Source organism: Streptomyces sp. NPDC051662 (assembly GCF_040681655.1).
Classification (GTDB): Bacteria; Actinomycetota; Actinomycetes; order Streptomycetales; family Streptomycetaceae; genus Streptomyces.
Map to the genome: position 1 here is coordinate 17,960 of NZ_JBFAZD010000053.1, position 12,151 is coordinate 30,110.

Below are 12,151 nucleotides of genomic sequence, written 5' to 3' on the forward strand. Positions count from 1 at the left end.
CACCCAAAGCAGGTTGCCCGCACCACTGGCAGATCGGGTTGCGTAACCGGTCGGTCAAGTGGATCACTCCTCTTCGGCTACTGCGAGCGGTGCTCGCGGTCGATCTGCTCCACACGGGCGCCCAGGAGAGCGACGGTGCGGCGGACATCCTCGACGACGCCGCGCAGGACCTCCTCCAGGGCCTCCCTCATGCTGTGGGCGTGGCGCTCGTCCGCGACGGCGCAGGCCACCCCCACGTCGGTGCCTTCCAGCGCCACGGCGGCGGTCATGACGACGTCGTGGGGGTCGTTCTCCTGCGGCTGGTAGTAGGACAGGGCGTCCTCGGACGTGGCCCGGCGTACCTGGACCGTGACGGTGTAGCCCTCGTGGAAGAAGCGGGCGCTGCCGTCGAGGTCGAGTCGGAAGCCCGGATCGGCAGGTGCGCTGAGCTGACGCAGTTCCATGCAGGGCCTCCTGGATGTGGTGGTGACATCGCCCGACGGTCGACGCGGACCGGCGTTCGCCGGCCGATCATCCCCTTCCGGCATTCAAAAGAATACCCCACAACCGCCCCTGACGTCCAATCTTACTTGTCGCAAAGGGGTGAGTGAGCAACCCGGCTTGGCGTACGGCGCCGGGCACCGCAACACCCCACCGAACGGCCGGAGTCCGGCCGGACAAGGCGACGGCCGGCAGGCGTGGGACGCGCGGCCGGACGGCGGACGCGGCAGGGCGCCGACGCGCTTCGGACCGGCAGTGGATAGTGGGCGCACCGAAGCGGAGAAGCCAGCCGGGCGGCGCGTGGGCGGCCGGGCTTCCCGTGGAGGCCGGGTCCAGCATCGGCCCCGCAGGGAGCGCGCGACGGACGGGATGCGGCACGGATGGGGCGGATTCAGGCGCGGCGCGGGGGCCGCGGCCAGTTCACCCGCGGGACGGGACGCCGACGGCGGCTGGGCCGGGCGCAGCGCCCTCGGGGGCGGCCGCGCGCAACGGCCACGGGGCCTGAATCTGGACTGTGGGGCGGTGGCCACCGGGTGAGCGCGCCGTGCCCGCCGACGCCTCCTGCTCGGCGGCCGTGAGCCGGCCGTCAGGTGGGCGCGCGGCTCCTTCAGCAGCTACGGGGCCCCGGACAGCGGCCGGTTCAGGTGCGGGCGGCGTCGACCTCGCCGGCTTCGACGAGCGCCCGGCGCAGTTCCTCGACGGCGTCGCGGTGTCCGCCTGCGGCGCCCGGTGCGGCGGCGTGCAGCAGAGCGTGGGCGCACTGGAGTACGTCCTCGTCCTCCCACGGATGCTGGGGGTGGCCGACCAGTTGGGCGACCAGGTGCAGGGCGTCGGGGATGCCGGGGTGCGCGGCGGCTCGTTCGGCGACGCCCGAGGCGTCGACGGGGGTGGGTGTGTGCTCGGCGCTGGCGCGGGCCAGCGGCAGCCACACGTCGTCGGCGAGGTCGGAACGGGCGAAGCGGCCGGCGCCGGCCAGCGCTCCGGGCGGGAGGCCGGCGGCGAGCGCGGCGCGCCACAGGGCGACTTCGGTGTCGAAGACCGCGCCCGGGCGGCGCGCGGGGAGCAGGGCCAGGTCCTCCAGAAGACGGGAGGCCGCCGCGGCGCCGCCGGGGCCGCCGGCGATCAAGGCCCAGGCGGTGGCCGGGTCGCCGAGGAAGCCGGGGTCGGTGACGAGCGCGTGCGCCAGGTGCTCGCTCGCGCCGCGCAGCCGGGCGCGCAGGGCGGCCAAGAGCCCGGCGCGGCCTAGCGCGGCGAGGAGCCGGGGGTCGGCGCGGCCCCACTCCAGCCAGGATCCGGCAGGTGACGGCCGGCCGGCCGTGGGCAGGACGAGCAGGTCCGCACGGTGGGCGACGGTGAAGTCGGGGGCGTGACGGTACAGGTCGGGCAGGCGGACGCCGACGACGAGGGAGACGGCCTTGTGGTCGGTGCGGGTGCTCAGGGCTCCGGCGAGGAGTCCGAGGATGTCGCGGGGCATCTGCCCGTCCGTGCGGGCGTGGTGGGCGGCGTAGTCGAGCAGGCAGCCCAGCGCACGCGCGGCGGGGCCCGGGCCGAAGGGGCCGGGCGGTGCCGCGCCGGCGGGTGAGCTCTCCCGCGCCTCTCCATCTCCTTCGGCTTCGGCGGCAGTCGGCGCGGCACCGGGGCGGGTGAGCCCGGCGGCGAGGGCACGCAGGTGCGCGAGGGCGTCGGGCAGGACGACGGCGAGGTCGGCGCCGGTGCGCCAGGCGTGCGTGAGGAGGTCGAACACCGCCTGGTCGGCGAGGAGTTCCGCCGTACGGTCCCGGTCGGCGGGCGCCGGGTGCTGTGGGGCGAGGGTGCGGCGCAGCGCGAGGGCGGCGGCGCAGGCCCGCGGCAGGGTGCCGGCGGGGAACGCGCCGGGCCGGGCCGCGGCCGCCGCGGCGGCGGCGAGGTAGCCGGCGCGCAGGACCGGCAGGTCCAGCACGTCGAGGACTTCGCCGACGTCGGCCGTCCACCGGGCCGGATCGGCGTCGACGAGGCGGTGCAGCACCATGGCGTACGCGTCGGCCCCGGCCTGCGTGCCGGCCGCGGCGGTGGCGAGGGCGGCCGCGGCGTCGGACGGGGAGCGCTCGGCGGCCAGGACGGCCAGGTCCTCCCATGCCGCGGCCGTGACGGTCCCGGCCGGCTCCGCGCCGGCGGTACGGGGGTCGGGCGGACCGGCGGGCCGGCGGCGGCGCACCGCGGCGAGCAGCGGCTCCCAGCCGGCCAGCACCCGCGCCGGCAGCACCGGTGACCAGTCCCACGCCCGGAGCCAGGACGTGAGCGGTTCCCGGGCTCCGTCCACCGCGGCGCCGCCGGCGGGCAGCAGCTCGTCCACGTGCCGGGCGGCCGGTGCGGCGCCCAGGGCCGCCCCAGCCGCCCGGTCCAGCTCGGCCGTCTCCTCGGGGCCGGCGGCGTCCCAGAGGGCTTCGGCGAAGCGGGCCGTCTCCGGGGCGGGCCGGTCGGCCAGCACGAGCGGCACCAGGTCCAGGGCCCGCGTCCACCACTGCTCATCCGGTACGGGGGGCCGGTGGGCGGTCAGGTGTGCGGCGAGGAGCCGGGCGTGGAGCCGGGGGTCGGCGGCCGCGAACTTCTTCCACTGGGCGGTGCGCCCGGCCAGGGGGACGCCGGCGTCCGCGTCGGCCGCGGCGAGGTCGAGGACGGTGCGCGCCAGGCGGGGCCCGCCGAACGTGGCCAAGTCGTCGGCGGCGACCTGGTCGAGGTCGCCGGCGAAGGCGAGGTGCCGGGCGGCCGGGGCGGCCGCCTGAAGGTCGCGGCGCAGCAGACCGGCCGCCACCGCGCGGATCATCCGGATCCGGGGATGCGGTCCGGGTCCGTGGGCGGCGGCCACCAGCGCGCGCAGCAGGCGCGGCGCCTCCACGCTCAGGTCGCCCACCGGCCTGCCCACCAGGTCCTCCCCCTGGGCCCGGAGGTCGTTGAGCACGTCGAAGGCACTCACCCCGGAGGCCGGCGCCCTGCCGGCGGGTCCGTGCCCGTCCGCAGACTGGCGCCGGCGGCGGTCGGTGTGCTCGGCGTCGACCGCGGCGGCCAGGAGCTGCTCGACCACGGCGATCCAGTCGCCGTCGCGCTGGGAGGAAGGCGCCTGGCGGGCCCAGGCGGCGGTCCAGCGCGCCGTCCAGCCGTCACCGGGGCCGTGCGGGGCCCAGCCGTCCGGGACGGCCTGCTGGAAGACGGCGCGGACCTGGGCGGCGGGGACGACGGCGCCGGAGCGGCAGGCCAGGGCCAGCACGGCGTTCACCGCGAGCCGCCCGGCCGCGGCGACCGGTTCGGCGTGGGCGCTCATCCAGGCCCGGGCGGCGGCCGGGTCCATCCGGGCGACGTGGGTGAGGAACGGCGCCGCCGGCCAGCGCCCGCCGGCGCCCGGGTCGGCGTCCAGCAGGTGCGGGGCGTGCTCGGCCAGCACCCCGAGCCACACCGGGGCGGGTTGTGAGCTGAAGAAGTGCGCGGTCGCACGGGCATCGGACCACCGTGCGATCTCCAGCGCCTCGGCCCGGCCCGGCCGCTGATGGGCCGTGAGCTCCAGGACGCGGGCGGCGCGGGCGGGAAGCGGCACCAGCAGCTCCCGGGCGGCGGCCAGGAGGCCGGTGTAGAGGCGGGCGGGCCGGCCCGGGTCGGCGCCGGCTCCGTGCAGAGTGCCCGACGCCAGGCTGTACAGCTCCGGCCACACATCGAGGGCCTTGTCCTGGATGGCGCCCAGCGGCGGGCCCGTCCGCCGCTGGGCCATGCCCCGCTCGGCGATCCCGCGGGCCCGGCGGCGATGGGATCCTCCCGGGCGCCGCACCTCACCGCGCAACGCCACAGCCGCCTCACGGACCCGCAGCCACCCCGCCACAGCCGCCCCCGCAGCAGCATCCCCGGCTCCCGCCTCGGCCCCAGCAGGGTCCGGGGCCGAGGTTCGCGGAGCGGACGCGAAGACGGCCGGGGCCGGGGAAGCCGAAGCCGGCCCGGAGGCGGCCGGGGCGGACACCGGCGGGGCCGGGCACGCCTCCACCGCTTCCAGCAGGGCCCTCGTCGCGGATCGCACACCCACCAGGTCCTTCTCCTGCGGCGCGCCCGGCAGCTTCAGCAGCGCCTCGGCCGCGCTGCGGACACACGCCTCAGCGATCTCGCCGGGCCGCTCCAGCCCCCCGGCCCCGGACAGGACCCGGTGCGCGTCCCGCAACAGCCCCAACGCCCGCTCCCCTACCCCACCTTGGGCCAGCAGAGCATCGGCGAGCACCTCGTCGACCGCGGGCAGCACGTCCTCGCCGGCAGGCGGCATCTCATCGTTCACCCGGACCACCGTAGAGCGCACGCCCCGGCCCCGGCCCCGTTCGCCGGCACCCACCACGGAACACCGCGATCAGCCCGGCGGACGTAGGACGGTCACGACGGCGGGCCGGCGGGGAGCAGCGGCGGCTCCGTGAGGTTGCCGGCACAGCAGGATCCGTCAGGTGGAGCGCCTTGACGCCACGGCGGTACGGCGGATGAAGAGGGCGACGCCGGGCAGGTCCGGCCGGCGGGCGGCGACCTCGGCCGTCAGCGCACGTACCGCAGGGCGGCGAGCCTCCAGCGGCGCGGCAAGCTCGACGAGGCGCAGCTGGGCGAACACGGCCGGCACATCACCGGCGGCGAGCAGCGCGCGGGCGGTGTCGGTGGCCGCGCGGGCCCGGCGCTCCGGCGTCACCAGCGCGGCCGGGTCCAGCGCGGCGGCGCACCGGAGCGCCTGGTCGACGTCGCCGAGCTCGCGGTGGACCCCGATCCGGTACAGAACGCACTGCGCCAGCGACAACTCCCCGCCGGCCGGGGCACGGCCGCGGTGACAGTCCAGGCGCAGCGCGGTCTCCTCGGCCAGAGCGGCGAACTCCCGTGCGGCGGAGGGCCGGCGGGCCTGGGCGGCGGTGTAGGAGACGGTCAGGGCCACCATGCCGGCCGTGTCCAGGGCCGCGGCGGACGGCCGCGGGCCGTCGGCCAGCCGGACGTGCGCCTCACGCAGCAGCCGCAGGGCCTGATCGGCACGGCCCGTACGGCGCAGCGGAGTCGCGGCCGCCCGCGCCGCGGCACCCAGCACCACCGGATCGCCCGAACGACGCGCCGCGGCGCCGGCCCGGTCCGCGAAGTCGCCCGCCACTCCGATAGCGCCCTGCTTGACCGCCAGCTGGGAGGCAAGAACCCACACACCGGCCGCGCGGCCGGCTCCCACCGGCCCGGCCACCGCCTCCTCGTCCGCGCCGGCCAGCAGCACCGGGAACACCTGGTGCAGGCGGTCGTACTCGCCGACGGTGAACAGCCGCCGCGCGGCAGCGAGATCCCCTCCGAGCGGCCGGCGCCGCCCGGCGGCCCAAGCCGGTCTCGTCCCGCCCGCCCACAGCGCCGCCCCCACGCCGAGCCCCGCACCCAGTACCGCCCTGCGCTCCACCCGCCACCGCCCTCTCCGCCGCCGGCCGCCGAGCCTCCGGAGGTTGTGGCCCACGACGCTACGAGCCCGGCGGGCACCGGAACAGGGCGCACACCCACACCGCCGCGCGCCCCCGGCCCGGAGGACGCGCGGTGTTGCCACTCCCCCGCAACACCCCGGCCGGCAGACGGCGGACGGTGGCCGGAACACGCGGTCAGGCGCACCGGCACCGAACGGGGCCACGGGCGCCAGGACAACGTCGCCGGCGGATCCAGCAGCAGCACGGACCCGTGGCGGCGGCGCGGGCCCGCGTACCGGAACCGGCGAGCAGCACGGCGTACGGCGCAGCAGTGTTGCGGACGCCGCAACACCCAGCCGGAGTCCGGCCGGGCACCTGGCAGTCCGCGCCGCCTCACCGGTGGACGGCACCGGGGCTCAACATCCCCCGGCACAGGACGCGTTGCGGCGCGGACGCCGGGCGGTTACGGACGGCCGCGGGCAGCGGACGCCCCGGCCGGGTGGAACGGGCGGCGGCGAGCAGCAGGGCCGAGCAGTGGAACGGACGGGCGGCAGACGGGGGTTCAGAATTCTGGGCAGGATGAGGCGGACCGGCTGACGGCGGAGGCGGAGAGCGTGACGAGGCGCTTGGTACACATGCGGTGGCGGTGGGGACGGCGTTTCGCGAAGGCCGAGCTGTGGCGGCGCCCCGGCGCGCGGCAGCGGGAGACGGCCGCGGTCGGCGTGGACAGCCGCACGGCGGTGCTGGCCTCGCTTCTGACCCAGGGGCTCCACACCCGGGTGGCGGTGACGCAGACACCCTGGGGAACCGGGCTGTACCTCCTGGACCACGAGGGACAGCCGCTCCGGGACTGGGGGCCGGTACCCGACTACACGAAACCGCCCACCCATCCGGTGCTGGTGGCCATCGTCCCGGACGATCAGCACGCCCCGGTGGACATCTATCTCAACACCGTGGCCGGCTCGTCGGTCACGTACGCCGGGAACGAAGCCCACCCAGTGGAGGCCGCGGCCGAGCGGCTGATCCGTCACTACTGCCCCGCCCTCCCCCAGACGGAGACCACCGGACGGTAAGCGTACGGTCCGCGCCGTGCGCAGTAGATCCGCTGCACCGAACCGGCTCCCCAGTCCAGCGGGCGATCCGCCACCTCCACGAGGAGCCCGGCCCGGCCGCACGGCGCAGTGGAACCGCGCCTGCCCGCACCACAGCGGCCAGCACCACCGAAACGCCCGGGCGGCGCGCGGCGCCCGAGCCGAACGAGCAGACCCCGGACGGTACGCGCCGTCCAGGAGCAGCGGCAGCATCTGGTCAGGGACGGTCGTACACGCCGACCGCGAACAGCCGGCGCCCCCGGCGATGGCGCCGGCAGGCGAGTGCAACTCCACCGGGAGGTCACCGAGTTGCGCTCAAGGCAACGCGAGGCGCTGTGGCTGGGCTGCTGACTCAGCTCTTGATGGTGCCGAGGGCCTCGTCGGCGTACACGACTGCGGGAGCCGGCACGAACTGGTCACCGCCGAAGGCGACCCGGGCGCCGATCGTGAACTTCCGTGCATCCTCGGGGACCTGGTCACTCACATCCTCCCAGATGAGGAGGCGCCAGCCCTTCTCCTTGGCCTCGGTGAGGAGCCAGATGAGAGCGGTGTCGAGGCCGAGCTGAGGATACCGAGGGCTGTCAGTGAGGTTGACGCGCTGATGGTCGTGGAATGCCTCGATGGTGCCCAGCGCGGCAGCTTCGCCCGAGCGCTCCCGCTGGGACAGCACGTCGATCTTCCACTGTCCGCCGTACCGGTTTCCGACCACGAGGAGGACAGCGATGTGGTTCTCATTGAACTCGTTGACCGGGACCGTCAACGGCTCGACGACTTCGTAGTGGAGAGGCATGGTGGGCATTCTCCCGGACCCGGCCGGGGCGCGGGGTCCGTCGCCGGGAGCAGCGGCGGACGAACAGGGCCGTACAGGCCCGGCGTGCCTCCGCTCCCCCGCCGACAGCAGCCCGGCCGCCAGCGAGGGCACCCCCTTCCCGACGGCCGGCTGGACGTACTAGGTCTCGGAACGCGGTTCGGGATCGGGCTTCAACAGGGCCTCGGCCGCCTGGGAGTCGCCAGCGGCCAGAAACCGGGCGAATGCGGCAAGGTCGGTGCGGTCGAGCAGCAGGACGCCCTCCTGCTGCCGGTGCTCGGTGGTTCCCACGCCCAGAGGCTCGTCGTCCCAGTGCCCGAGCCGCGCGACACGGTCAGAGGTACCGGTCCGGTCGGCGCGCTCCAACGCCTCCTCGCTGTGACCCCCCGCACGCAACTCGGCGCGGGTGCCGATCCTGGTACACGCGTCGACGACCGAAGACCACTCCAGGTAAAGGTCGGCGTCGCGTGCGGCCTTGATGACGCAGCGTCCCATGCGGGGTCTCCCGATTCGCGGTCGTAACAGGCAGGGTAGGTACGGCAGCGAGCGGTCCTCGCCCGGGCGCAGATCGAGGATGCCACAGCGCAATCCCGCGTCCACCACGCCCGGGATGCCGCGGATGCCGCAGCGCACCGGCACATCCCTTCGGGCACACCACCAGGTCGGCCGGCTCATCCCGCCCGCGTCTCCACCGAGCTCGGCGGTGAGAACAGCCCAGGGCGTACGGCGGCGGGCCGCGGTGTACCCGGCCGCCGGTGAACGGCCGACGCACCAGCTGGGGCCCACGGCTCTCCGGGCAAGACTGCGGATCAGGCGCAGCCGCGGACGAACAGACCGCGCAGACCCGGCGGGAGCCGGGCACGGCGCCCCACCTGCGCCGGGCGGGCGCGCGGCTGCCTACCGGCGACGTCGCCCCGGGGGAGGCGGGGACGGCATCGGCCAGGGCGGCCGGCGGCGCAGCGATCGAGCGGGGCCGGGCGAGGCGGCCGGCGGGACGGGCCCGCGGTACGGATGCGACGACGGAAGCCGGACCGCCGGGTGACGCCCTGCGGGCCGGACGCCCGCCGCTTCCCGCGCCGGCATCCCCGCCGGTCCGGGCGTCGGCGCCCTGCTGCGGCGGAAGGAAGGCGCCCCGGCCATCGAGCGGCACTGGCTGGGCCGCTGAGACAAGGCTCCGTACGGCACCGCGTTCCCCGCCGGCCATCGCGCGGCCGCGTTGGGCGCACCGTCCCGAAGGCGCGTGCAGTCCGGCGGAAGCGGGGGAGGGCCGCCCTACGGGGAGTTCACCTGTCATTCTGGTGACAGCCGGGCAGTCCCGGCCTTCTGCCCCGCGTGCGCGGGGGTGGCGTCACCAGGTGAACCGCACCGTCCACCGTGCGGCCTGGACGCATACCCCGTCCCCTCGCAGCAGGAAGGCCCGAACCGTGCCCGAAGACACCACCCTGCCCATTCCGTCCGGTCCCCTCGACCAGACCGTGGCCGCGCTCGCTGCGGCATACCCCGGCCTGCGGCAGACCGACCCGTCGAAGTTCGGGGCGTCCCTCGCCGAGGTGCGGCTCACCCCGCAGCGCACCGCCCGCTTCGCGTGGGCCGGCTACGAGGTGCAGGTGATCGTCGGCCACGAGGACCACCTCGACCGCGACAACCCGGACAGCCCCGTCCTGTACCGGGAGGTCCGCGCCCACGCCACCCTCCTCGTCCACCAGACGGTCGCGGTGGACGGCATCGGACACGTCGAGTGGGAGATGATCAACTCCCGGGCGGAGATGGCGTTCCCCGACGCGTTCGCCGTGGCGGTCGCCGACCGGCACGACCCGCGGTTCGCCGCCGCCGTCCTGTCGACCGTGGCCAAATCCCTCGCGTACGCCCGCCTGGCCACCGAGCACGCGGGCGTCCAGGCGGAGAAGGCCGCGGACGAGGTCCGGTGGGAGAGCGAGCGCCCGGCTGGGATCAGCCCGCGCAAGTGGCTCCGGGACAAAAGGGCGCAGCGGGACGCGACAGCGTAAGCCCCGGCCGCCGTCGCGACGCATGTCCGCCCCGCGAACGGGTGGGGCGGCGCCCGGCGGCACGGCCAGGGCCGGTGGCCCGGCACGCGGCGTAGATCGTCAGCCCGGATCCGAAGAGGTGCGGGTCAGGCGCGGGTCGAGCGCGTACACCGGCAACGCCCCGGGGCGCGGGGGCAGGTGACGGCGCCACGGACCCCGCCCGGCGGCTACGTCTCGTAGACGGCGCAGGGCAGATCAGAGCCCGGTCTGGCGGACGAGCTGAACGGTAAGAACGGGGCAGCAGGCCACGCGCCGGTCTGCTAGTCGGCCAGCAGCGCCTCGGCGCGCGGTTCCGTCCAGCCGACCGGCTCCCGCTCCTCCTTCTCCCCCGGGTCCGCGAGTTCGGCCAGCTCAAGGACGCACGCTGCACCCGGCCGGGCGGCACCACCAACTCACCTGCCGCCGCCGGGACTTCCCCGTACAGCGCGGCGGCCGGACCGGTTCGGCTCCAGCGCCCGAGACGAAGCCGACCCGCGAGCACAGCAGCAGCACCGGCTGACCGGCCGACCCCGGCGGCGAGGCTCGGCACCTTCGGCCGAGGCTCCGCCCAACTGCGCCGGCGAACGGGCGCCAGGCCCGGCCCCGGCGGCTCATCCCGCCGACGTCTCCACCACGGCTCCCTCCGGCGCCTTCTCGACAGCCGGTGCGACATACTCGGCCACCACCTGCTGAAGGGCCTCGAAGACCCGGTCCGCCCGCTCACTGCGCGCGCTGCCGAAAGACTCCCTCGGCGCGGCCAGCAGCGCGTGCCAGTGCCTGCCCGTCATCCGCCTGTTGCCGGCCGCCCGCAGCGCGAACTTCACCTCACGGTTCTTCGTCTCCCGCAGCACCGCCTGCTCCGGCGTCACCAGCCGGTGCGCGGGCATCACCAGGATCCCGCGCAGATGCAGCGGCACCTTCTTCCACATCTCGTCACCCGGGCCCGGGAGCAGCAGCCCCTGCGCGGGCCCGGCCTCGACCCGAACCGGCCCAGTGTCCTCACCGCCCGCACGGCCACCCCGGCCCCCGCGCCGCCGTACGGGCCCGGCAGCGTCCTTCGCGGCCAACTCCCCGACAGGCAGCTCCCCGACGGGCGCGTCCTTCGCGGGCAGCTCCCCGACGGCGGACGCATCCTCACCTTCCGCCGGCTCGGGCTCCGCCCGGCCGGCGCCCTCGCACCCCCCGCCGCGCACATGAGCGGCCAGCCTCGCCGGCGCCCCCGCGTACGCGCAGCCCCCGCACCGCACCCAGCCCGCACCGCTCACCGCCTGAGCCACCACCGAGCGCTCCGGCCCGTACCCGGCCGCCACCAACCGCTCCGGCAGACTCCTGCCCTCCACCACCCGCAACGCCGCCGCCGCCGTGATGTCATGCCCCTGCACCCACCAACGGCCGATCCCCACCTCCTCACCACACCCGCAAAAACAGTCCCCCGTCGGCAACAACCGCGGCTTCCTCGAATCCGTCATGCCCGGGACCGTAACGCCCGCACCCCACCCAGGTCAGCGAACCACGCCACCCGCCCACAACCGACCGAAACCGACCACCCCAACACCCACACGCCCGAACAGCACGCCACACCCACACGCCCACCAGACACGCCACGCGGTCGTGCCACACCCGCACGACACACCCGCACGACACACCCGCACGCCATACCCGCACGCCACGCAGGCGTGCCACACCCGCACACCATGCAGGCGTGCTGCAACAGCACGCTGTAACACCACGCCCACAGCCCACGACCAGACGGCAGCGCGGCGACGGCGCGGAGGCGGACAGCGCGCGGCGACGGCGGACGCGGTACGACGGGCGCGGCGGCGACGGACGGCGGCGGCCGGCGGCGGCCGGCGGACGCGGCGGACGGGCGCGGCGGACGGGCGCGGCGGACGGCGCGGCGGCGCGGCGGCGCGGCACAGGACGGTTCTGGACGGTTCTGGACGGGGCGGGACGCGGCGGGACGCGGGCCGGGACGCGGCGGGACGCGGCGGGACGCGGGCCGGGACGCGGCGGGACGCGGGCCGGGGCGGACGGCGGCACGGCAGCGGACGGCGGGCCGGACGGCACGGCGCGACGGCGGCGCGACGGGCGGGCGCGACGGCGGCGCGGGGCGACGGCGCGGCGCGACGGCGGCGCGGTGGACGGGCGCGGACAGTGCTGGACGGTTCTGGACACACGCGAACGCCGGACAGCGACGGCAAGGCGGCACGGCGCGCGGACAGCGGGGCGCGACGGCGGCGACGCGGGCAGCGAGACAGCGGCCGGTGCGCAGGGGTCGCACAGCAGCGGCCGGCGGCGGGACGGGACGGCGCAGCGGCACGGCACGGCCGGCGGGGC

General features: G+C 76.5%; 9 protein-coding genes and 1 pseudogene. 4 read left to right on the forward strand and 6 right to left on the reverse strand.

Annotation, left to right across the window (positions count from 1 at the left end; all coding sequences use genetic code 11):
- Positions 1-77 precede the first annotated feature (77 nt).
- From AB0M67_RS41005 to AB0M67_RS41015, 3 genes are all read right to left on the reverse strand, one after another.
- Positions 78-443, reverse strand: coding sequence for a hypothetical protein (locus AB0M67_RS41005; protein WP_365753248.1), 366 nt, complete (start codon positions 441-443; stop codon positions 78-80).
- Between the two features lie 677 nt (positions 444-1,120).
- Positions 1,121-4,768, reverse strand: a complete 3,648-nt coding sequence (locus AB0M67_RS41010) for a hypothetical protein (RefSeq protein ID WP_365753249.1) — start codon at positions 4,766-4,768, stop codon at positions 1,121-1,123.
- Between the two features lie 156 nt (positions 4,769-4,924).
- Positions 4,925-5,893 carry a transcriptional regulator gene (locus tag AB0M67_RS41015; RefSeq protein ID WP_365753251.1) on the reverse strand — a complete coding sequence of 323 codons (969 nt, stop codon included), beginning with the start codon at positions 5,891-5,893 and terminating at the stop codon, positions 4,925-4,927.
- Between the two features lie 633 nt (positions 5,894-6,526).
- Between AB0M67_RS41015 and AB0M67_RS41020 the strand changes: the two genes are divergently transcribed.
- Entirely contained in the window at positions 6,527-6,964 is a 438-nt protein-coding gene (locus AB0M67_RS41020; protein ID WP_365753253.1) for a hypothetical protein, read from the forward strand.
- Positions 6,965-7,334: 370 nt separating this feature from the next.
- On the opposite strand, the gene AB0M67_RS41025 is transcribed toward AB0M67_RS41020, so the two are convergent.
- Positions 7,335-7,772 carry a hypothetical protein gene (locus AB0M67_RS41025; RefSeq protein WP_365753255.1) on the reverse strand — a complete coding sequence of 146 codons (438 nt, stop codon included), beginning with the start codon at positions 7,770-7,772 and terminating at the stop codon, positions 7,335-7,337.
- Between AB0M67_RS41025 and AB0M67_RS41030 the strand changes: the two genes are divergently transcribed.
- Positions 7,771-7,935, forward strand: coding sequence for a hypothetical protein (locus tag AB0M67_RS41030; RefSeq protein ID WP_365753257.1), 165 nt, complete (start codon positions 7,771-7,773; stop codon positions 7,933-7,935). The two genes, AB0M67_RS41025 and AB0M67_RS41030, sit on opposite strands and share 2 nt — an antisense overlap.
- On the opposite strand, the gene AB0M67_RS41035 is transcribed toward AB0M67_RS41030, so the two are convergent.
- Positions 7,932-8,285 (reverse strand): hypothetical protein, encoded by a 354-nt coding sequence (locus tag AB0M67_RS41035; RefSeq protein WP_365753258.1) that lies wholly within the window; start codon positions 8,283-8,285, stop codon positions 7,932-7,934. The two genes, AB0M67_RS41030 and AB0M67_RS41035, sit on opposite strands and share 4 nt — an antisense overlap.
- A gap of 929 nt (positions 8,286-9,214) precedes the next feature.
- Between AB0M67_RS41035 and AB0M67_RS41040 the strand changes: the two genes are divergently transcribed.
- Positions 9,215-9,796 carry a hypothetical protein gene (locus AB0M67_RS41040; RefSeq protein WP_365753260.1) on the forward strand — a complete coding sequence of 194 codons (582 nt, stop codon included), beginning with the start codon at positions 9,215-9,217 and terminating at the stop codon, positions 9,794-9,796.
- A gap of 629 nt (positions 9,797-10,425) precedes the next feature.
- On the opposite strand, the gene AB0M67_RS41045 is transcribed toward AB0M67_RS41040, so the two are convergent.
- The gene (locus tag AB0M67_RS41045; protein WP_365753262.1) at positions 10,426-11,217 is read right to left on the reverse strand and encodes a hypothetical protein; all 792 of its coding nucleotides are present in this window, start codon (positions 11,215-11,217) and stop codon (positions 10,426-10,428) included.
- 299 nt (positions 11,218-11,516) lie between these two features.
- Here AB0M67_RS41045 and AB0M67_RS41050 point away from each other — a divergent pair.
- Positions 11,517-12,151 (forward strand): annotated as a pseudogene (locus AB0M67_RS41050) (hypothetical protein); the annotation flags it as partial.

Excerpts from the sequence above, each read along its gene's own strand:
- AB0M67_RS41005 (WP_365753248.1), bottom strand. The coding sequence starts at position 443 with ATGGAACTGCGTCAGCTCAGCGCACCTGCCGATCCGGGCTTCCGACTC.
- AB0M67_RS41020 (WP_365753253.1), top strand. The coding sequence starts at position 6,527 with ATGCGGTGGCGGTGGGGACGGCGTTTCGCGAAGGCCGAGCTGTGGCGG.
- AB0M67_RS41030 (WP_365753257.1), top strand. The coding sequence starts at position 7,771 with ATGGTGGGCATTCTCCCGGACCCGGCCGGGGCGCGGGGTCCGTCGCCG.
- AB0M67_RS41025 (WP_365753255.1), bottom strand. The coding sequence starts at position 7,772 with ATGCCTCTCCACTACGAAGTCGTCGAGCCGTTGACGGTCCCGGTCAAC.
- AB0M67_RS41035 (WP_365753258.1), bottom strand. The coding sequence starts at position 8,285 with ATGGGACGCTGCGTCATCAAGGCCGCACGCGACGCCGACCTTTACCTG.